Below are 22,936 nucleotides of genomic sequence, written 5' to 3'. Positions count from 1 at the left end.
GAAAAGAATTGAGGTGTTTTTTCTATGAACAGGATGATCAGTGAAACGGAAGATAGGCTATTAAACTTGATTTCAATTGTTATCGAACCTTTTAAAATATCACTAATGGAGGACATGAATGAATCACTAAGCACAAATGAAAAAAAAGATGAGTTTTTGTCTTCGATAAAACAGGAGTTTGGTATTCAATTAACACCGGAAATCATTTCAAGTCAATGGAATATAGAAAAACTGGCAAGTTTTCTGGACATGCTCCTCGACATGAGGGAAGTCGAGGTAAATAAGCCTTATAAACGTGGGAAAAGTGAAGGAATGCTTTCTCATAATCAAGATCGAATGTATCTGTTCGACAGCTTGGATGAAAGGAAAATGCTCTATAATATGCCATTTAAATTCATTTTAAATGGCGTAGTGGACATTGATGACCTGCAGCAGGCATTAGATTTCATGATTGAACGCCATGAAACTTTGCGAACTAATTTCAAAGGTGAAGAACATCAAATCCTTCAATTCTTATCAAAAAAAAGCCGAAACATAATTGCCTATGAAGACTGTCGGGGATTAGATCCCGAAGTCAGCGATAGTATGGTCACCTCCCATCTTACTGAAGAAATGGAAAGATGTTTCGACCTGGAAAATGATCATTTATTTAATATGAAACTATTTCGAGTTGATGAAGAAAAGCATTATTTAGTATGCAATTTTCACCATATCATTTTTGATGGAGTATCGTTTGTCACCTTTTTCGAAGAGTTATTGGAGATTTATGAGAGAATTCAAACAGGCAGGGTTGGGGATATTCCCCCTCTGGACATGCAATATTTAGATTATGCTGTCTGGCATAAGGAGTGGGTCAAGGATAGTACGCCAAGCCAAAGGAGGTTTTGGGAAAGTTATTTAGATCAAGAGGAAGAAGCATTGGAACTTCCATTTGACTTTCAACGTCCAAAATCACCTTCATACTCAGGTGGAAGACTGGAAATGGCGATAACGGATGAACTTCGTGTATTGATAGACAGGATTTTAAAGGAGAATGGCACGACTTTATATGCTTTTATGATGACCGCCTATCAAGTGTTTTTAAGTCAGTATACCGGGAAGAATCAAATCATTGTCGGGAGTACCGTGGCAAACCGCGGCCAGGTAGAATTTGCCCGGACAGTTGGATGCTTTGTCAATACGCTGCCAATGAAGCTGACCGTTGATGCCACAGAATCATTTCATGAAATATTGAACCGAAATCGTAAAGTGATTTTGGATGTATTGGAACATCAGGATTTTCCATTTGAAAAAATCGTTGAAATCATTAATCCGGACAGGGATCTCAGCCATTCCCCATTGTTCCAAACAGCATTGGCAATGGAAGAAAGCTTTGATGGGAACTTTAGCAATTCCTTCTTCACTCTTGAACAAGACAAAGTCGAAATTCCTTATTCAAATTATGACCTGACTATAAAAGTAAAAGGTTCTCATAACCTAATCCTAGAGTTTGAGTATTCCGATGAACTTTTCAGACGGGAAACAATTGAAAGACTCATGTTGAGTTTTGAAAAATGGTTATTCCAAATTTGCAGAAATGCAAATAAACCTATACGTCATTTGGAGCATTTAGATGACAATCAAATGAATCAATTATTATTTGAGTGGCAAGGTGAGGTTTCGGATGCACACCAAAATGAGACGATCACCTCCATATTCGAAAGAATCGTTAAGAAGCATTCAAACAAATTAGCCGTTGCTGATAATGGTAAGTCCATTACCTATTCGGAATTAGATCAACGATCAAATGTGATTGCTAAATTGCTTAGAAATAATATCGAAAATGGCTCCAATAAGGTGGGCCTGCATATAAACAGATCAATTGATATGGTGATAAGCATGTTGGGAATCATTAAAGCCGGATGTGCATATGTTCCGCTTGATCCTATGCTGCCAGCTGAAAGATTGGAATATATCATTAATGATTCGAAAATGGATATATGCATTACGAATCAAGTTGAGGTTCCTGCCATAAAAAAAATAGCTAAAGTGATTAATCTTGAATCCATCCATTACGTGGATACCGAGTGCTGTAACGAATCGATGGCACCTTCCGATCTGGCTTACATAATTTATACTTCGGGAACGACAGGAAAACCTAAAGGTGTCATGTTATCCCATAGAGGAGTAGTGAATTTAATAATAAGTCAAAACAAGTACTTACAACTTGATGAGACCTCTAGGGTATTACAATTTGCCACTTTTAATTTTGACGCTTCTATCTATGAGATTTTTGGAAGCTTATTAAATGGTGCAGAGCTGCATATCGGGAATAATAAGGAGGAAATGTTTGATTTATTCGCTTTGGAAAATCAAATCAAAAGTGAAAAGCTAACCCACCTAGTATTGCCGCCTGCAGTTTTGCAAGAGCTCAATATTGAGGGATCTAATGTGAAAATCGTTGGTTCAGCCGGATCTGAATGTCCAATAGCTTTGCTGGATCGCTATCAAAATATAAACTTTTATAATGCCTACGGTCCAACGGAATATTCAGTATGGACCACGATTGAAATGTTTAAAGCGTTCAAAAACAATGAGACTGCTAATAATAAAGTATCGATAGGCAAACCTATCCTGAATACTGACGTCTATTTACTAAGTCCGGAGCAAAGACTTGTCCCGATAGGTGCTGCAGGGGAAATATATATTGGTGGTGAAGGGTTAGCTGTTGGCTATGTGAATAATGATGACCTAACAAAAGAAAAGTTCATTGAACATCCTTTTAAAGCTGGAAAGCGTTTATATCGCAGCGGAGACCTTGCAAAATTCACGAGCGATGGTGAGTTGATTTTTCTGGGGCGTAAAGATAATCAAGTGAAAATAAGAGGTTTCCGAGTGGAAGTTGATGAGATTTCGGTCAATCTCAATGCGTATCCGCAAGTAAGTGACTCATTCATTAAGGTTCAGGATCAGCCAAACTTAAATAAACAAATAATCGCTTATTTCACATCCAAACAACAAGTTGATTACGACCACTTAAAAGCATTTTTAAAAGAGAGATTACCAAGTTACATGATTCCTTCATTCTTTATGCAAGTGGACAAATTTCCGTTAAATGCAAATGGGAAAATTGATTCAGCGCTTCTTCCGATACCCGTAACTAGAAGCAATACATTGGAAGAACCTGAGACGTTCAATGAGAAAATGCTTCTTCAGATTTTTAAGACTGTCTTAGGGTTGGATGACATAAGTATCCGAGATAACTTTTTTGAACTTGGCGGCGATTCCATTCAGAGCATTCAAATCTGTTCTCTAGCAAGGCAGGAAAATATAATCATCAGTCCAAAATCTATTTTTGAAAATCAAACGGTAGCAGAGCTGGCAGCTATCGCGAAAACCGAAAATAAGGTCATGATTCAACCTATAGCCACTAGGGGGAATGTGGAACTGACCCCCATCCAAGAATGGTTCTTTGCAGAACACACTACTTCCATCAATCATTGGAACCAGTCCATTGTTTTTAGTAAAGATTACTGTGCTCAAATGGAGGACATTGAAAAAATTCTATCTCATATCGTGGAACATCATGATGGATTGTTAACCCTATTTAAAAAACATGAAAATAAATATATCGGGAATATAGACTCAGAACATAAAACATGGGAGTTAGTCTATAAGGATATACATCATTTAGATGAGGAAACGAGAATAAGAATGAGAGATGAATGGGAAAGTAAGGCTCAACGTTCATTGGACATAAGTAATGGACCGATCATGAAAATGCTTGTTTTAAAAGAACAATCAAACAAGTATCGCTTCTTTTGGGTAATCCATCATTTATTGATTGATGCAGTTTCCTGGAGAATTTTACTTGAGGATTTCAATACTCTCCATGATCAAGCATTAAACAATCAAACAGGGAAGCTTGCTTATAAAACATCATCATTCAAAGACTGGTCAAACTTCTTGAAAAAATACAATGAATCTTTGATGGACCCTGAAACACTCCGTTATTGGGAACAAAAAACAAAAAGTGAAATAACGGATTTTAAGATAGTGGAAGACTTTATGGCTAAAGAAGAAAAAACGATGGAGAAATCATTCAGTGAAGAAGAAACTGAATTATTGATCCAGGAATTATCAAGGCAATCAAAAGCGACTGTAGAAGAAGTATTGTTGTCATTAATTGCAAAGAGTTTGAAAAAATCTTTTGAAGTGAAGAACTTCTGGATGGAAGTAGAAGGGCATGGCAGGGAAATGGCGGATGAAACAATTGATGTTACTCGGACCGTTGGCTGGTTTACTGCGATGTATCCGATATTGCTGCATTCAGGAGAGACGTTTGATGACACTTTAAAAAACACGAAGAATGCTATAAGGGAAATCCCAAATAAAGGTTTTGATTATGGCGTTATCAAATATTTACGCCCTGGGGTCATTAAAGAGCCGGATATCCACGTTACTTTTAATTTTTTAGGAAGATTGGACTCCCAATTTGAATCATCCAATAGCAGGGACTTTGGTAAGTTTGAAAATAAACCAAAACTCCATTTCCTGGCATTGATCCAGGACGGAAAACTATTCATAAAAATAATTTCAAAATTAGCTGAAGAAAAGATGAACTTAATAATAGAAGCTATTGGTAATGTCGTCATGGAAATCAGGGGAACTGAATTTGACCAAGCTTCTTTAATAGAAAGTGATTTTCCAGATGCGATGCTTACTGAGGAAGATTTGTTTCATATATTGAATTCCAATAAATAAGGTGATTAAAGGTTTAATAGACTGATTGCAGTCGGCATGTATGGATCACAAGAAGATAATGGAATCGGGAGGCGCAAAATTGGAGAAATCTATTCAGAATATCTACTCATTAACTCCGCTTCAAGAAGGAATCCTTTATGAACTGGAAATGAACAATACAGCAGAGAACCTTTACATTTCTCAAATGCGAATCAGGATCTCGGGCGCACTTGAAGTAAATGCATTATTCCAGGCGTGGAGTCAGGTTGTAGAACGTCATGAAGCATTAAGAATGAAGGTCATCTCTAAAAATATCGAAAACAATGTTCAGGTTGTGTTCAATGCAATGGACTATCAACCAGAAATAATCGATATGACAGAGTTGAGTGAACATGATCAATTAAATGAAATTCAGAGAGTGACATCCAAATCCCAGGAGATGGATGTGAATAACTCCAATTTGATGAAACTCCAGTTAGTGAAAATTGAAGAAAATCAGTATATCTTGATTTGGACTCATCACCATATAATTTTGGATGGCTGGAGTACCAGCATAGTCATCGATGAACTCTTTGTTATTTACAGCCGAATTGTAGGAAAAGACTCCAAACGGCTTATTGATAAGCCAAAGCAATATGGAGATTTTATCCGGTATATGAATAAAATGGATGATGAAGATCTAAACCGTTTTTGGAAAGAGCTAGCAAAGGATATTGAGCAGCCGACAATCACATTCCCCGTTCTGAAGCATGTGAAGGAAAACCAGCAGGAAAATGATCTATTTTGGGAGCTGGATAAAAAACAGAGTGAGCTTTTAAGAGAATTTGCCGCTAAAAACCATGTAACGATTAATGTATTATTGCAGGTAATTTGGTCGATCGTCCTGAAGGAAATGTCCAATCAAAATCGAATAATTTTTGGAATTGTAAGCTCTGGCAGGTCGAATAACTTATTCAAATCCGAAGAAATTGTTGGGCTGCTCATTAATACGATTCCGATGATAGCTGAAATGAACGATACAGATAGCATTACTGGTTTACTGAAACGGTTCCAGGAAACATTAAACAATATGCTGGATTACTCTCAAATTTCTTTAGTGGATATCAAAAGGCATACGAAATTAAAGAAGGAAGATCCGATTTTCGAAACTTTATTTGTTTATGAAAATTATCCGGAAGCGAAGAATGAAGGGTTTGACATTAACTGGGAAATTGAAGGCGGAAAAGAGACACATAGCTTTCCATTATCATTACAAGCCCAGGATAATAAAGAAACGATTAAATGCAAATTGTATTTTAATCGCTGCTTCATAGAGCATTCACTAGTAAATGATATCCAATCAGCCTTCATGCAGATTGCCCATCAAATTACAAAAGTACAGCAAATTGACGAAATATATGTCGATGTTGATTTTTCAAAACTAAAAAATAATGTGAGTAAGAACCATCAAGCAATAAGTGACCATGCGATCACATCCACATCCGTTAATCAAGAACTTAAAGAAATATGGCAAGAGTTTTTCTTGAACAGTGAGATTAATGAGGATTCTGATTTCTTTCAATTGGGCGGGCATTCGATAACAGCCATGAAATTGGTGTCTAAAATAAATAAAAGACTTGATGCGAATATGAAGTTAGCCGATTTGTTTGAAAATCCAACTTTGAAATTGCTAAGTCATAAGATCTTTCCGGAAGTGAATACGCCTCCGAAAGATGAAACGGAAGTAGTTTCATCTTTTGTGGAAAAGACATTTTTGGAAGTCTTATCAACAAGTCAAATCGATAAAGATGCCGATTTTTTTGAAGTGGGCGGACACTCGATATTAGCCATGAAGTTATTGACGAAATTAAACAAAGAATACAATCAAATTCTAACTTTGAAAAATATTTTTCAAAATTCAACAGTCGAATCGTTGACGGCCTTCATCATGAATGAAATTTCAGATCATGACATAGAGCACAATGAAGCGCAACAAAAAGATCATGTTTTATCCAGTAACCAAGAGGCTTTGTGGTTCAACGAAAAACTCAATGGTAAGACAACCAATTATAATATCCCTCAGAAATATAAAATTACTGGTGCAGTGGATACTTCAATACTGGAAAAAGCCGTCAATCATGTCGTTGATAGACATGAGATTTTAAGGACCACCGTCCGTGAAAAAGCCGGGAAAGGCTACCAGGAAATCAAGGAAGATTTGTACATTAAAATAGGTGAAATCGACCTCTCTGCGTTAAATCCAGAACAGCAAACGACTCGTATGCTGCAAATCGAAGAAGATGTCCAGTCGGAAATCTTTGAAATTGAAAAAGGCCCCCTCATGACAGTGAAACTGGTTAAATTGAGTGAAAAAGAGTCTGTTTTATTTGTGAATCTCCACCATTTCATTTTTGACGGATGGTCAGTGAGTATATTTTTAGACGAATGGTTATCTTTTTATGACAGTGAAGTGAACGAAAAGGAACTTATCCTTGAAAACGACTTTAAACAATATAAGGATTTTGCCATTGAGCAGAAAAGCTGGCTAGAACATAACATTAAAGAGGAATCGCTATTTTGGAAAACAAACTTATCTGGGGAATTACCTAGATTGGAGCTTCCTTTAGATACGATACGTACAAAAGAAAACCGCACCGATGGCAGTAGTTTCATAGTGGAACTAACAAGTGAAGAGCTCCAAGGTTTAAAGCGGATGTCCCTTGAACAAAACTCGACATTATTCATGACACTGCTAACGATGTACCAGTCTTTTCTAGCAAAATATACAGGTCAAAACGATATCATCGTCGGAAGTCCTTTGGCGAATAGAATGATTGAAGGAACAGAAAAATCGATAGGTTATTTTGTCAATACACTGCCCTTTAGATTAAAGTTGGGACTTGAGGAAACATTCGAAGAGATTCTTCAAAGAAATACAAACCATATCATCGACATCTATGATCATCAGCAAATGACATTGGAGAAAATTGTTGAAGTCATTAACCCTGAAAGAAATCTAGCAAGCACTTCATTATTTCAAACCGTCTTCATTTTACAAAATAATGCCAAAGTTTCATTTGAAAGTGAATACATAAAGATAACGCCTGAAGTAATAAAATCAAAGGCAGCAAAATTCGATTTGAGTTTAGCTGCAGAAGAATATGAGGATAAGCTTTTATTCGCTTTTGAGTATAATTCAGGGATCTTCAATGAACAAACGATTGAAATATTAGCTGAGAATTTCTTAGAGTGGATTAGGAAAATTACCTATCAGCCTGAACGATCGATTGACAAGGTATCCGTCGTTAGTAAGAGGCAGGAGAAAGTATTATTGGAAGAATGGCAGGGAGAAACGACTCGTTTTGAGGGGATCAATGACACAATACCGGAAGCCTTCCATAAAGTTGTTGAGCGGTTTCCTGATAAGATAGCCATTGTTGATGGTCCGAGAACCATTACATATCGCGAATTGAATGATAAGAGCAATCGACTTGCACACTATTTACTAAGCAAAGGGATTTCTAAAGAAGAAAGAATCGGAATTTATGTGAATCGATCAATTGATATGGTGACAGGGATGTTGGCAGTAATTAAAGCTGGTGCTGCGTATGTTCCATTGGATCCTCATTATCCTGATGAACGATTAAGCTACATGGTTGAAGATTCGTCCATTTCCTATTGCTTGAGTCACAAAGAACTCGGAAAGAATGGTTTGATTGACTCATCCAAAATAATATATTTTGAAGATATTGAAAAAGAATCGGATTTGTTAATGACGAATCTTCACATTGCGGATCAGAGTGACTTAGCATATGTCATTTATACCTCGGGAACGACAGGCAGGCCTAAAGGGGTCATGTTAGAGCATAGAGGAATCATTAACTTAGTTTATAACCAAAATGAAATGATGTGTTTGGATACATCAGCTAAAGTGCTGCAATTCGCTACGTTTAATTTTGATTCATCCGTCATAGAGATTTTCAGCACACTATTATTCGGTGCCGAGCTGCATATAAGTGCAGATAAAGAAAATCAATTTGACATGAGTAAACTTGTTGAACAAATTAAGCGTGAAGGAATTTCTCATATCATTTTACCGCCTGCTGTGTTGAAAGAACTGCCAATCATTGAATTGAGCACGATTAAAGTGTTGGGATCTGCAGGTTCTGAATGTCCAGTTGAGTTCGTTTCAAAGTTTAAACATATATCATTTTTCAATGGCTACGGGCCTACCGAATATTCGGTATGTACAAGTTTTAAAATGTTTCCCCCGAATGAGGATGTTACAGATGAATTCGTCGTTTCGATCGGGAAGCCTTTGACTAACACGGTTGTACTTGTGTTGGATGAAAATCGGAAACTAGTGCCGGCAGGGTCAGTTGGTGAACTTTACGTTGGCGGAATTGGGTTAGCAAGGGGATATTTGAATAATGAGAGCCTGACAAATGAAAGATTCATATCCAATCCATTCAACCCTGCCGAAAAAGTATACAGAACTGGGGATTTAGTTAAGAATAACAAAGCTGGGGAATTAGTTTATATAGGCAGGGCGGACGATCAAGTGAAAATAAGGGGATACCGTGTTGAACTATCGGAGGTTAATGTTTCATTACGAAAAATAGCGGAAATCGAGGATAGTTATGTAACGGTAATGGAAGATGGATTTGAGAATAATAGGCTAATTGCTTATTTTACGGTGAATGATGAGGTTTCGATAGATTCAATCAGAAGACGATTGAAAGAAACACTGCCTGCTTTCATGATTCCTGCTCATTTTATGCAACTGGATAAATTCCCTTTGACGCCGAATGGGAAAGTTGATCGGAAATCCCTGCCGAAATGGACGGAACAGGTTGATGAGAGGAAGGAAAAAGTGCTGGATGTGCAAGAATTGTCCAAAACTGAAACAGAGCTTCTGTCAATTTGGAGAAATGTTTTAAACGATCACACTATAGGACCGGAAGATAACTTTTTTGAATGCGGCGGTGATTCAATCATCAGTATTCAAATATGCTCTGCCGCAAAAGAAAAGGATTTATTTATAACTCCTAAAGATTTATTTGAATACCAAACGGTCCGTGAGCTAGGGAATATTGTAAATGAGCTGGAGCAAAAACAAGTGGTTCAAGAAACAGTATCAGGTTATGTTCCGTTGACACCTATTCAATCTTGGTTTTTTAATGAAAATCATGAGAATATCCATCATTGGAATCAGTCAGTCGTTTTGATGAAGGATAATACGTTGACGACTGAACAATATAAAAAAATCATCATGAAATTAATTGATCAGCACGACGTTTTAAGGACAATATTTGAAAAACATGGTGATTCATATATTGGCAATATTTCAAATGCTGATACGGCATGCAGTTTTCATGAGTATCATGTTTCAAGTTTTAAAGATGAAAAAAGCTTGAAGGAAATTAATGAGCTAGAAGAAAACGCCCAACAAAGTTTAAATATACACAATGGCCCCTTGATGAAGTTCCTTCTATTCAGGGATCAAAGGGAGGTAAGGGTTTTTTGGGTGATTCATCACCTTGTGGTTGATGGTGTTTCGTGGAGGATACTTCTTGAACATTTCGAAAGATGCTATCAACAGATAAAGAATGAACAAGAACCATCACTGCCTTTAAAAACGACTTCTTATAAACAATGGTCCGAGAAACTAAACGAATACCAGAACACTGACCTACCGGAAGAGGCCGTTCAATATTGGGAAAAGGAAATGAATGTTCCAGTTTCTCCGCTGACGGAAGAATTAGGAGAAAAGTGTGATTTTGAAAACATGTATAAAATACAAGTGGATGAGGCCCAAACACAAAACCTCATTAAAAACACTTTAAGAAAACATAAAACGACGATTGATGAAGTTTTATTATCCGTTATCGCACATGCACTTTCCAATCGAATGGGAATCAATGAATTTTGGCTCGATTTAGAAGGACATGGCAGAGAGGATATTGAGGATGATATTGATTTATCAAGGACGGTAGGATGGTTCACCTCGATTTATCCAGTAAGGATTAAAGGGATGGCGACTTTGGGCTCAACCTTGAGAAATACAAAAAACATATTAAGAAATGTGCCAAACAAAGGGTTTGACTTTGGAATCCTAAAGTATATTTCCAATCGGAATCATAACTATCCAGATAGCCTTGTGAGTTACAACTATCTAGGCCAGTTTAATAACACTGGTGATATGGCACAAACCAAAAGCAGCAATATCGATTTGAACTATAAATTTCCATATAAACTCAATTTTGTCGCCAGCATCGTAAACAATAGACTCATGCTGAATATTATTGGCGATAGCAGCAATGAAAACTTCCGAATGATATGTAAAGAAGTTGGAGTACACTTAAACAAAGTTTTAAGTGGAAGTGCTGATTTGAATGACTCCATTGTCGAAACGGATTTTGAAGCTGAGAAAATAGTCGATGGAAGCACGATCACCCATTTCATTAATAAGTTTAATAACATTGAAGAGATTTACCCAGTGACATCACTTCAAGAAGGAATGTTATTCCATAGTGAAGTAACTCAAAGTCCTGAATATATTTCACAGCTATCCATTGATTTAATAGGTGATCTGGACTTGGTTAAATTAGAAGAAGCCTGGAATGAAACCTGTAGAAAATACGACGTTCTAAGATCCGTTTTCAGGCGCAATCAATTGGGGGACCGTTATCAAATCATACTTAATGACATTTATTATGTGTTTAATCATGTGGATTTAACGATGTTTAGTGAAGACGATTCAAAATCCAAGATAGAAAATCTTTTAGAACATAGCAAAAACAGACAAACGGATTTAGAGAATGGCCCGCTCATGAACATCACTTTGATCCAGCTATCGGATCATCGCTATAAATTCATATGGACACATCATCATGCTTTAATAGATGGCTGGAGCCTGCAAATTGTCATTAATCATTTTTTGGATAATTACCGAAACCCATCCAATATGACAAAAGACAGTGATGAACATAAGAATGCTTATAAACAAGTCATGAATCATGTCAGGAATATTAATAAACAGGAAGAAGCAGCTTTTTGGAATAAAGAATTGAGGGATTTCGAACAAGTAAAAGCACTAGTGAGTAATAAAACGGATAAGGTAGCTTTTACATCGGATAAAGTTATTGAATATAGCTTGCCTGAAGAGCTTACCGAAAGATTAATAGAATTATCCAAGCGGCATAGAAAGACAGTTAATACCGTTGTTCAAGGAGTTTGGAGCATCGTTCTATCCTGCCTCAGTGAAAGCGACTCAGTATGCTATGGGGTGACAAGCTCAGGAAGGAACCTCAGCATTCCGCATATTGAATCAGCTGTAGGCTTATTGATCAATACTCTGCCATTCTCTTTAAAAATCGATTGGGATGATGATTTACAATCCTATCTAACTGCTATTCAAAACAAGCAATTACAAATGAGAGAGTATGAGTTCAGTTCACTTACGGATATAAAGCGATACGCTGAAATTCCATGGGATAAGGAATTATTCCAACATATATTTGTATTCGAAAATTATCCGAGCACAGAACTGGCAGAGGATTCGCGAATCATGATCGAAAATTCAGTTGGAAGTGAATCGACCAATTTTGATCTTACGTTCTCTGCGGCTGTAGTGCAATCCAAGCTGCATTATAAAATCATTTATAAAGAAAGTAAATTCGATGAAAATGAAATTTTGCGTTTTATGGATTCCATGCAGGAAATATTCTTAAAACTAACAGAAGATGAAACACTACTATCTATTGGTAAAATAATAAATCACTTGAAAGTTGGGGCCCGATGATAAGTAAATCGATGACGACTAATAAATCGATGTCTATAACTGAAGCTTTTATAAAAATCGTGGAAGATAATCAGTCAAAAGCGGCACTTTGTGAAAATGACAGGCAAATTACTTATAAAGAATTAGATATTCTTTCAGATAATCTTGCCAAAAGGATCATTGATTTGGGGATTCAAGAAGAAACAATGATCGGGATTCCAAGCAAAAGATCCATTGAACTGATCATCGGGATGCTTGCGATCATAAAGTCAGGCTGTTGCTATGTTCCAATAGACGAAAAGTACCCATTAAAAAGATTGGAATATATGCTTGCAGATACGGATATGAAGTTCTTCTTATCGTTTAATGGCCAAGAAGGGAAGCTCCGTGAATTGGATATTGAACCAATTCCATTTGAGATTAATGAATTAAGCAGGGAAGGGCACATTCCCGTTAACCGTTCTTCGGAGAATGGTCTCGCATATGTTATCTATACATCAGGAACGACTGGAAAGCCAAAAGGTGTGATGATAGAGCATAAGAGTGTAGTCAATTTAGTATTGAACTCTGAAATACTTAAAATAAACGAAAATAATAGAGTGGCTCAATTTTCCAACCCATGCTTTGACGCCGCAACTTTTGAGATATGGGGAGCTTTATTGAATGGCGCAACTTTATTTTTGATGTCGAATGAGTTCACTTCTTTTGATGATTGGAAAGAAGCGATATCCATTGGAAAGGTGGATGTAGCCTTTTTTACGACAGGTCTTTTCAATGCAATGGTTGATGAGGATCCATTCATTTTTGAAGGATTAAAGAAAATCGTTGTTGGCGGAGATAAAATCTCGGTTTCCCATGTGAGAAGATTGAAGCAAACAATCGGCCATTTTTCCTTGATTAATGGGTATGGACCAACTGAATGCACGACTTTTGCCGTTTGCCATGAGGTCGAAGACAAAGATGCAGATGTTATTCCCATTGGAAAGCCATTGAGCAATGTAGAAATCAAGATTCTATCTGAGAAACAAGTAGAGGTAGAGGATGGGGAAATAGGCGAGATCTACATTGGCGGTCAAGGGGTCATGAGAGGTTATTTAAATCAGCCGCAATTAACGGAACAAGCTTTGATCATGGATGATTTGAATCAGGCGAAGTGGTACAAAACAGGTGATCATGGCGTCCGGTTACACAATGGTGAAATCCTGTACAAAGGCCGAAAAGACAGTCAAGTGAAAATTCGCGGCTTTAGAATTGAACTGAATGAAATTCAGGAAAAACTTGATAAATACATGAAGATTGAAAGTTCAGTAGTTGCTGTTAAAAACATCAATGATGAGAATTATGTTATCGCTTATTACAAAAATAAAGATGAAAAAGCGGAAAACGCGGAAAAGGATATTAAAGATTATCTGAGCAATGAATTGCCGAATTATATGATTCCCCATTTTTTTGTCAGAGTGGATGATTTCCCGCTTAATGCCAACGGTAAAGTGGATAAAGACAAATTATTGGAAATCGATATCATGCAAAATAAAACTTCCGTAGCCAATCAAGAAACTGGAAAGAAAAAAGAAGTATTGGAGATTTGGAGAAATGTATTAGGAAATCCAAGCCTAGGATTGGACGACAACTTCTTTGAGAATGGAGGCCATTCCATTTTAGCTACAAAACTGGTCTATGTAATGAAGGAAACCGTACTTCCTGAGGCCACTTTACAAATATTATTGGAAAATAACACAGTCAATAAATTTGTTGAGGCACTTGAAGTCGAGTCAGCTGGCAGCATGGAAGCAGTGATGGAGAAGGATTCCATGCTCGCTCCAGCGTTGATCGAGAAAATAAGGGAAATATCCACTAAACCAGTTCAAATTGAAAAAAATATGATGATTACAGGTGGAACAGGGTTTTTAGGAGCACATCTATTAAATAAATTGTTACTGGAATTGGAAGATGTCAAAATCTATTGTTTGGTTAGATTTCCTTCAAGAAATAGATTGAAAGATACCTTAATGAAATATGGTCTTTGGCAGGATGATTTCGTAAGTAGAATCGTTGTAATTGAAGGGGATCTTAGTGAACATCAATTTGGTTTGGATGATATGACATATGAGAAATTAAGCAATGATGTTTCTCATGTGTATCATGTCGGTGCCGAAACGAATTTCTTCGAGCCATATAGCAAATCAAAGATTTCGAATGTGGATGGTGTAGTGGAAATCATTAAGTTTGCTTCATCTTACAATCGGAAAAACATTTATTATGCTTCAACGCTTTCTGTCTTGACCGGCGAAAGGAAATGGGACGAGGAGGACGAATTGGTTTACTCCCCTGATTTAATGATCGGGTACAGCCAGTCCAAATGGGTTGCCGAGAAATTGCTTCTTCAAGCAAGGGAACATGGACTAACTATCGATATTTTCCGATTAGGGAGGATTTCATCTAATTCAAACGGGGGTTGGAACGAGAAAGATATGTTGTACAAGGTTTTTAAATCATTCATTGAACAAAGGATACTGCCATTTAAAGAGAAAATTCATTTTGAATTGATGCCAGTCGACTTTGTAAGTGAGTTCATTTACAAAATATCAAGATTGAATGAAAATCAGAAGCTCGGGATCTATCATATGTTCAATGATCAGAAGGTTTCAAGTGAATTCGTGACCTCCTTCTTCGAAAAAAATGAAATACCTTACTCCAACATGGATCTGGAGGAATGGTTACAATCATTAAAAGAAAAGACACAATCTAACGAGATTCATTCATTAAGTGCTTTGTCCCAGTTAATTGATGAATCAACAAAATTAAAAGAGTCGGAAATCCTGCAATCCAAAACCAAGAAGGAAATGGAATTACTATCAATGAAAATGCCGGAAATCGATTCAGGGTATGTTGAAAGCTTTATGAAGTTCATGCTGAAATAATCGATCATGGAGAAGGGGGATGGAAGGGCTGAAGAAGATACTTTTTTGTTTCCCTTATGCCGGGGGAAGTGCATCTTTTTATAGGGAATGGAAATTTGATGATGATGTGATAGAGATAGTCCCGCTGGAATACCCAGGACATGGCAGTAAATATAGTGAACCATTATGTGACCATATGGCGGATTTGACGGATATATTAATGAAAGAAATGGAAACGAAACATCAAATGAATTCACTGGAAAACATCTCTTTGTTTGGACATAGCATGGGCGCGATCGTAGCCTATGAAATTGCGGCGAAATTAGAGGATAGATATGGCAATAAAGTAGAGCATTTATTCATTTCAAGTAAATCGTCTCCAGATTATAAAGTAGATCAAATCGATTGCTCTAATGCAAAACATTTAAAACAATCGCTTGAAAAAATCGGGGGAACGAACAAGGAACTCCTAGAAACCGATGATTTCATGAATATATTCCTTCCGATAATCCAGTCGGACTTGAATGTTTTAGCCAACTATCACCATGAAAAAAAACGCGAGAAAAAGGTGGGAAACAAAGCCGTTTTGCTATTGGGATCGAATGATACCGTGACGAAGGAAAGTATCGAAAGCTGGAATGAATACATTGAACATATTGAAGGATTGCATATATTAAAGGGTGATCATTTCTATATAAAGCAAAACCAGGATATCGTTTTAAAAATCATTCAAGAGTATGTACTCAATAGTCGTTGTGAAGTTTTGATTTAAGAGAGCGGACTGATTGCCTTGCACCAAAACTTGCTCTAATGTAAGCATCCGCTTGGATACAATGAAACCCAATCTTCATCTAAAAAAGGACTGATTCATTTCAGTCCTTTTTACTGTAGACAAATTTAAAAAGCTCCAGTTATTTTCAGAAACCCACTCCCTTTCCGCCGACTGTCATGCAAAGCCTTCTCGACGGAAGCGTTGTGGGGTCCCCCCGGCTAGCCAGTAGTTCGGCAGGAATGTAGCTAATTTCTTCAATCAATGAGGTCCATCCTTATAAAAAAGTAAAAACCAATCGAACCTCCTTTTAGGAGTCCACACAAATCGGCGCAATTCGATTAAATGAGAAACATCGCGACTATTGTAGTCACTGCTAAACCAATGGTTACCGGAAGCAGATTCCGGCGGGCAAGTTCAAAGGGACTGACGTTACATATGGCAGCTGCCGGGATCAGTGCCCATGGAATCAGGGTACCTCCGCCAACCCAAATCGCGGTTATTTGCCCAAGTGCAGTCAAGGTGGCGGTTCCGCTTCCGATTGCCGTTCCAAATAGTTTGGCGACAGATCCGGCTAAAGAAATGCCTGAGAAGCCCGATCCGTCCAAGCCGGTGATGGCACCGATGCCAGTTAATGTGACGGCGGCTATTTCTTTCGTTAAAGGAACGGAGGCCGCCAATGCGGCACCGAGGTCATTGACGATGCCGAGGGATGTTTTCGGTAAATAGTCACCGATGATCTGATTGAATCCAGAATCACCTAAATAGAAGAATGCGGCGATTGGAATCACAGGTCCGAATACTTTGAAGCCAAATTGAAAACCCTGAATCAAATAGGCCGTTGATTTTTCAAGTCCTTGCTGTTTATGTGCGACAAGGGATAAAATCAGCAAAATGAAAACGGCTGTACCGCCAACCAACGCCGTGGCATCTCCGCCTTGCAACTTCAAAACCGACAATGCCACAACATCCAACAGAAAGGCAATCGGAATGAAAACGGCAAAAAACTTCTTTTGTCCCTGTGTGAGAAGATCTTCACTGATTGTCTGATCTGGGATGATTCCCTCATTATCCGCAGCCTTGATTCTTCCAAGCTTCATATCCCGCTTTAAAAGGATAAAGGCGGAGATGGTGGTGACGATCCCCATTGTAATGACAAGGGGAATGCTCGCAGCGATGACATCACCGACTGGTATGGAAGCGGCATCCCCCGTTAGTTTAGGAGCAGCTTGAATGATGAAATCCCCTGATAATGCTATTCCGTGACCAAAAAGGTTCATCGCCATCGCCACACCAAGGGCAGGTAAACCAGCCCTTAATGCAACGGGGAGCAGGACTGCACCAAGTAAGGCAACGGCAGGTGATGGCCAGAAAAACCAGGATATCACCATCATGACGATTCCAATTACCCAAAAGGCGAGTGTAGGATTCTTAATGAATTTCGCAAATGGTGCAATCATGACATCATTAATGCCCGACTTCGTCAAAACCGTACTCATGGCAACGATGATGGAAATGATTAATATCGTGGACATTAATTCCGTGATTGCGAAAATGAAGCTGTTGAATATCCCGCTTATGGAAGAGGCTAAACTGCCTGTAGCCACTAAAGCCAAAAGGAAAATGCCAATTATGCAGATGAGGGTAGTATCACGACGTTTTACCATAAACCCGATTATCAATGCAATAAATACAACATAAATCCAATGGAGTGCCGTTAATTCCATCTCCATGATCCGTCCCCCTCATAAATTTGCCTAGTTACAGATTATGAGGGAGGTATGGGGTGGTGAGTTGTTTCATAAATTTTGAAGGTTTATCTTCTTTATTTTCAACAATACTTCAAGTATCCTTAATTTGAATAGCAACTACTGTAAATGAGGGATAAGCCGTGAAGCAAATATATAGTGATGTCATACAATTTCGGGGTACACATTATGAGTTTGGATACATGCAAGGGGAGGAATTAAAAGATTCACTAACGGTAAAAAATCGTGAAGATCAGTGGAAGATTAGGCAGCCGCGGTTTACGGTTGAGGAAGAAGAGGTCAAGAAAGCAATTACACAATTCGCCCCTGGAGTTTGGGAAGAATTACTGGGGTTGCAAGAAGCGTTGAAATGGCCAATTGACCGCGTGCTGCAAGAGTTCGGTGGATACCGATTGGATTATGTTCGGTCGGGCTGCTCTATCATGACAGGCGATGATTTTCTCATTCGCAATTATGATTACCACCCAAAGACCTATGAAGGACGCTATGTCTTATTCCAGCCAACCGATCAAGGGTATTCAAGCATCGGCCCGAGTCAGCGAGGGACTGGTCGAATGGATGGAATGAATGAAAAAGGTTTGGTGATAGGCTATAATTTCATGAATCGCAAGAACCCTGGTGATGGTTTCATTTGCTGCATGATTGGCAGACTGATTGTTGAATCTTGTGCGAACGTACAGGAAGCGGTCGCGATGTTGAAGGAAATCCCGCATCGTCATTCCTTCACTTACGTCGTCTATGATAAAAGCGGAAGTACCTATATCGTTGAAACGTCCCCAAGAAATGTAGAGGTGCGCACGTCAAATGCCTGTACCAATCACTTTGAAATCATGAAAAATGAGAACCGTAACCATCTTATCGATTCGAAACGCCGATTGGATATCATCCAAGATCATGAAGGGAAACTTTCATCTGCCTACGATGCTTATAGATTGTTTAATGATACCAAACAAGGTGTCTTCTCGGATTTATATAGCAGTTGGGCGGGAACGATTCATACATCCGCTTATTTACCTAAGGAGATGAAAGCTTGGATTGCCCTGGGAGGGAACCAGGAGCCGACTTCAATAGATTTTGCGAAATGGCTTGAAGGGGAAAATGTTGAGTTAGAACGAATCAAAGGTGTAATTGATACGGATATTCCCTTCGTGCATATGGATGAGGGAGCGAATTGGTTTCGGAATTGAAGGTCTTGAAGTAAATTTGAACCTTACGTTGTTAAAAGGCCCGATCCTTGGATTGGGTTTCTTTTGTTGTTCTATTTTTAGGAAAATCTGGTACTATTTATTAGGGGATCTGCCAGTAATATAATATGATAGAGGAACATATTTTGGATGGGGGACAAGAAGCTGGAAGTCTGTTTGTGCCATACTTGTACAATGAATAAGGGGATGTGCGAATGTTTTCTACAGCTATTGGATGGTTTCGGTTCATTACAATAATTGAGGGAATCTCATATGTTCTATTGCTTGCCATTGGTATGCCCATTAAGTACATATTGGATATTGGGGAAGCAACACTCATTTTAGGCAGCATCCATGGTTTCTTATTTGTCGTGTTTGGGCTTTTATTACTTTATGTGAGCATCATATCAAAATGGTCCTTTTTAAAAATGGCGATGATTTTCATCGTTTCATTCATCCCATTTGGGAATTTTGTAATCGACCGCAGGCTATTGAAGCAAAGTTAAATGATAAAGATCCATGCCCGAATACTTTTCCTTTTGAAAAATCCATAAAAAAAACGTCTTTCGATTTAAATGGAAGGCGTTTTTTTTATGGGTTTAAGCTTGCTGTAAGGTTGGTACAAAGATGCTGTAAGAATGAGCATGTAAAGTATAAGTATCAACAATAATGAAGAGGTGAAACAAATGGAACCATTATTAAAAGTGGAAAATATAAAAAAAACATATGGTAAATCAAGCGCTGCCTACACAGCGTTGGAAAATATATCTTTTGAGATTCATGAAGGGGAGTTTGTAGGGATCATGGGACCTTCTGGAGCGGGGAAATCGACGTTGCTCAATATGTTGGCAACCATTGATTCGCCGACTGAAGGGAAAATTTTCATGAATGATACGAGCATTCACGATATGAAAGGGGCTGACTTAACGGATTTCAGACGAGATAACCTTGGTTTCATCTTCCAGGATTACAATTTGCTCGACTCATTGACTGTGAAGGAAAATATATTATTACCACTGGCGATTGCTAAAGTTCCAGCGAAAGAAATTACTAAATTGGTGAATCGTATTGCGAAAGTATTTGGGATTGAAAATTTATTAGCTAAATACCCATACCAAATCTCCGGTGGGCAAAAGCAAAGAACAGCTGCAGCCAGAGCGCTTGTGACAGAGCCTTCATTGATCCTGGCTGATGAGCCAACAGGTGCACTTGATTCAAAATCAGCAACAGGTCTGCTGGAAAGCTTAAGTGAACTAAATGAAAAAAATAATTCCACCATCATGTTGGTGACACATGATGCATATGCCGCAAGCTTCTGCCGGCGGATCATTTTCATCAAGGATGGTACGCTTTCAACAGAAATTTATCGTCGTGGCCAATCACGTAAAGCTTTCTTCCAAGAAATTATGGATGTCCTTGCAACAATTGGAGGTGAGGTAGATGACGTTATTTAGTCTAGCGAGAAAAAATATTGCTCGAAACCTCTCCCAATATTTTTTATATATCGCATCCATGGTATTTAGCATTATCATCTACTTCACATTTGTAACATTAAAATATAGCGATACAATTGCAGAACAAACGGCTTCATCACAGAAATTAGATTCATTGATGAGTGGTGCGGCAGTCATCCTGATTTTCTTCGTTGCCATTTTTATTGCCTATTCCAATTCATTCTTTATGAAAAAACGTAAAAAAGAAGTGGCATTATATGCATTGCTTGGCGTACGTAATCGTCAGATTGGTTTTATGCTCTTCTTTGAAAACCTATTGCTAGGTTTGGTTTCATTGGTTGTGGGGATTTTACTTGGATTTCTTTGTTCAAAAGGGTTCATGACGATTTTGATCTATTTAATGGGCTATGATGTCATGGCACCATTTACATTTTCGGGATCTGCAGCTTTGAACACCTCTATCGTATTTCTTATGATTTTCTTGGTGACATCATTCCAGGGCTATCGTTTGATATATCAATTTAAACTAATTGATCTCTTCCATGCATCGAAAAAAGGGGAAGCGGCTCCGAAGCCATCGATGATTGTAGCCATTCTGGGAATTTGCTTGATTGTCATGGGTTATTGGTTGGCGATGCAAGATATTTTTACTTCTAAAGTATGGGAAAAGGTCGGCTTTTTAATGACGGCACTCATCATTTTGACAACGGTTATTGCCGGTACGTTTTTATTGTTTCATAGCGTGACAGGCTTTGTGTTGGCCGTGATTAAGAAAAATGAAAAATGGCTTTGGAAAGGCCTGCATCTGATGACGATCTCGCAACTGCTATATCGCATTAGGGGGAATGCACGTACATTGACCGTAATTGCGGTGTTAAGTGCTACTACGGTAACCGCTGGCGGTGCGGTTTATGGTCTTTATTACAACGCGAATGACCAAGTTATGACCGTTGATCCGAATACCTTCATGTATCAGCAAACGGATGCGAAAAGCGATCATCAAGTCAGCGCTGTATTGCCGGATACAAAGTATGATGAAAATGTCGAAGCACTATCTGTCACATTTAATACGAAAGAATTGAATAAGGGATCGGCATTCGATAGCTCGGATAAAAGGATTTACACGATAATCGATGAAAGAACCTATAACAAATTAGCAGAAGTGCAAGGCAAGGAAGCACTGCATGTGAATAATGAAAAAGCAGTCATTTTAGATATTGGATATGATAAAAGATTCTCATCTGAATACAAGGACAAGACCATCAGGACAGAAAACAACACGGCAATCACATTCCAAAGCTTTAAAACACAAACAGTACTAAATGCCGGAACAGCAGGCATTGCAGTGGTCGTATCGAACGAGCAATTTAAATTACTGCAAAAAGAAGGGGAAGCGCTAAAATATCGTGTCATCGGTGTTGATCAAGCTTCCATGGATTTATCTGAAAAAATTGCAAAACAAGTGCCTGAAGAAGCGCTATTTTCCAGTGCCCCTCAAGATTTCCAAACAAGCATCGAAGGTGTAGGCTCATTGCTCTTTATCGGAAGTTTTCTTGGCCTGGTTTTTTTAGCGGCAACAGGCAGTATCATTTACTTTAAAGTTCTAACGGAAGCAGAGGAAGATAAATCACAATACAATATGCTTCATAAAATGGGCGTTAACGCAAAAGAAATGCGGAAATCCATTGCATCACAAGTGCTTGTAATCTTTTTCGTTCCACTGGCAGTGGGGTTATTACACAGTGCGGTTGCTTTAAAAGCCTTCTCGGGCTTATTGATGATGAATCTTGCGAAACCTGTGTTGATCTGGATGATCGCTTATACGGTTATTTACGGTCTGTATTATATCTTAACGGCAGCTTCCTACAATCGTATTATCATACAAAATAATAAAACGGAAGGATGATTGAAATGAAGAAATTTCTTATGGTAGTTGGCATTTTGTTTATACTGGGAGCGGCAGGAGTATTCGCTCTTACTAAAATAGACTTTAACCGCATGAATGCCGACAATTATTATTTGCAAATTACAGAGGATGGGGTACAACATGAAACCAAACTGGATGATGGTTCAGTGATGACTTATTATTCTTATAAACTTGACGCCAAAAATGCAGATGGTGAAACGATACCGCTTGAATTCACGGCACAAAAAAATCTTCGAAAAGATGCTTACTTAAAGATGTACGTGAAAAATGGTGATGAAGTTTCGTCATATGATGAAGTGAAATTCGAAGACATTCCAAAAAAGGCACATGCAAAATAAATAGGAAAGAAGGGCTGTCTGTATGGACAGCCCTTTCAGTTTGTAGACAAAAGGGGTTCGGAATTAAAAAATTCTGAAACCCTTTTGAAATTCCCTTTGAATTTTCGCCTA

10 protein-coding genes are annotated in these 22,936 nt (G+C 38.1%); 9 read left to right on the top strand and 1 reads right to left on the bottom strand.

The genetic code is table 11. The features are described 5' to 3' along the window. The first annotated feature begins 24 nt into the window (after positions 1-24). The 4 genes from ACFX4I_RS09410 (at position 25) to ACFX4I_RS09395 (ending at position 16,156) form a co-directional block, all read left to right on the top strand. On the top strand, positions 25-4,743 hold the full coding sequence (locus tag ACFX4I_RS09410) for an amino acid adenylation domain-containing protein (protein ID WP_377420217.1): 4,719 nt from the start codon (positions 25-27) through the stop codon (positions 4,741-4,743). A 79-nt stretch (positions 4,744-4,822) separates the two neighbouring features. Next, on the top strand, positions 4,823-12,505 hold the full coding sequence (locus tag ACFX4I_RS09405; protein WP_377420215.1) for an amino acid adenylation domain-containing protein: 7,683 nt from the start codon (positions 4,823-4,825) through the stop codon (positions 12,503-12,505). Then, the gene (locus ACFX4I_RS09400; protein WP_377420213.1) at positions 12,502-15,405 is read left to right on the top strand and encodes a non-ribosomal peptide synthetase; all 2,904 of its coding nucleotides are present in this window, start codon (positions 12,502-12,504) and stop codon (positions 15,403-15,405) included. The genes ACFX4I_RS09405 and ACFX4I_RS09400 overlap by 4 nt, the downstream gene beginning before the upstream one ends. Positions 15,406-15,424: 19 nt before the next feature. Next, positions 15,425-16,156 carry a thioesterase II family protein gene (locus tag ACFX4I_RS09395; protein ID WP_377420211.1) on the top strand — a complete coding sequence of 244 codons (732 nt, stop codon included), beginning with the start codon at positions 15,425-15,427 and terminating at the stop codon, positions 16,154-16,156. A 338-nt stretch (positions 16,157-16,494) separates the two neighbouring features. On the opposite strand, the gene ACFX4I_RS09390 is transcribed toward ACFX4I_RS09395, so the two are convergent. Beyond that, positions 16,495-17,886, bottom strand: a complete 1,392-nt coding sequence (locus ACFX4I_RS09390) for a hypothetical protein (RefSeq protein WP_377420209.1) — start codon at positions 17,884-17,886, stop codon at positions 16,495-16,497. 158 nt (positions 17,887-18,044) lie between these two features. On the opposite strand from ACFX4I_RS09390, the gene ACFX4I_RS09385 reads away from it, so the two are divergent. From ACFX4I_RS09385 to ACFX4I_RS09365, 5 genes are all read left to right on the top strand, one after another. Continuing rightward, on the top strand, positions 18,045-19,109 hold the full coding sequence (locus tag ACFX4I_RS09385) for a C45 family autoproteolytic acyltransferase/hydrolase (RefSeq protein WP_230300425.1): 1,065 nt from the start codon (positions 18,045-18,047) through the stop codon (positions 19,107-19,109). A 212-nt stretch (positions 19,110-19,321) separates the two neighbouring features. Continuing rightward, positions 19,322-19,612 (top strand): DUF3817 domain-containing protein, encoded by a 291-nt coding sequence (locus tag ACFX4I_RS09380; RefSeq protein WP_034305497.1) that lies wholly within the window; start codon positions 19,322-19,324, stop codon positions 19,610-19,612. 180 nt (positions 19,613-19,792) lie between these two features. Continuing rightward, on the top strand, positions 19,793-20,560 hold the full coding sequence (locus ACFX4I_RS09375) for an ABC transporter ATP-binding protein (RefSeq protein WP_283932579.1): 768 nt from the start codon (positions 19,793-19,795) through the stop codon (positions 20,558-20,560). Continuing rightward, the gene (locus ACFX4I_RS09370) at positions 20,547-22,466 is read left to right on the top strand and encodes an ABC transporter permease (RefSeq protein ID WP_377420207.1); all 1,920 of its coding nucleotides are present in this window, start codon (positions 20,547-20,549) and stop codon (positions 22,464-22,466) included. The genes ACFX4I_RS09375 and ACFX4I_RS09370 overlap by 14 nt, the downstream gene beginning before the upstream one ends. Before the next feature lie 5 nt (positions 22,467-22,471). Beyond that, on the top strand, positions 22,472-22,825 hold the full coding sequence (locus ACFX4I_RS09365) for a YxeA family protein (RefSeq protein ID WP_230300428.1): 354 nt from the start codon (positions 22,472-22,474) through the stop codon (positions 22,823-22,825). Positions 22,826-22,936 lie beyond the last annotated feature (111 nt).

Source organism: Peribacillus sp. YIM B13472, from assembly GCF_042788005.1.
In the GTDB taxonomy this organism is placed as follows: Bacteria; Bacillota; Bacilli; order Bacillales; family DSM-1321; genus Peribacillus; species Peribacillus simplex_E.
This window is presented reverse-complemented; position numbering and strand designations above follow the sequence as displayed.

What these genes read in the sequence shown, in the direction of transcription:
- ACFX4I_RS09400 (WP_377420213.1), top strand. Translation starts at nt 12,502, where the DNA reads ATGATAAGTAAATCGATGACGACTAATAAATCGATGTCTATAACTGAA.
- ACFX4I_RS09380 (WP_034305497.1), top strand. Translation starts at nt 19,322, where the DNA reads ATGTTTTCTACAGCTATTGGATGGTTTCGGTTCATTACAATAATTGAG.
- ACFX4I_RS09395 (WP_377420211.1), top strand. Translation starts at nt 15,425, where the DNA reads ATGGAAGGGCTGAAGAAGATACTTTTTTGTTTCCCTTATGCCGGGGGA.
- ACFX4I_RS09365 (WP_230300428.1), top strand. Translation starts at nt 22,472, where the DNA reads ATGAAGAAATTTCTTATGGTAGTTGGCATTTTGTTTATACTGGGAGCG.
- ACFX4I_RS09375 (WP_283932579.1), top strand. Translation starts at nt 19,793, where the DNA reads ATGGAACCATTATTAAAAGTGGAAAATATAAAAAAAACATATGGTAAA.
- ACFX4I_RS09410 (WP_377420217.1), top strand. Translation starts at nt 25, where the DNA reads ATGAACAGGATGATCAGTGAAACGGAAGATAGGCTATTAAACTTGATT.
- ACFX4I_RS09370 (WP_377420207.1), top strand. Translation starts at nt 20,547, where the DNA reads ATGACGTTATTTAGTCTAGCGAGAAAAAATATTGCTCGAAACCTCTCC.
- ACFX4I_RS09390 (WP_377420209.1), bottom strand. Translation starts at nt 17,886, where the DNA reads ATGGAGATGGAATTAACGGCACTCCATTGGATTTATGTTGTATTTATT.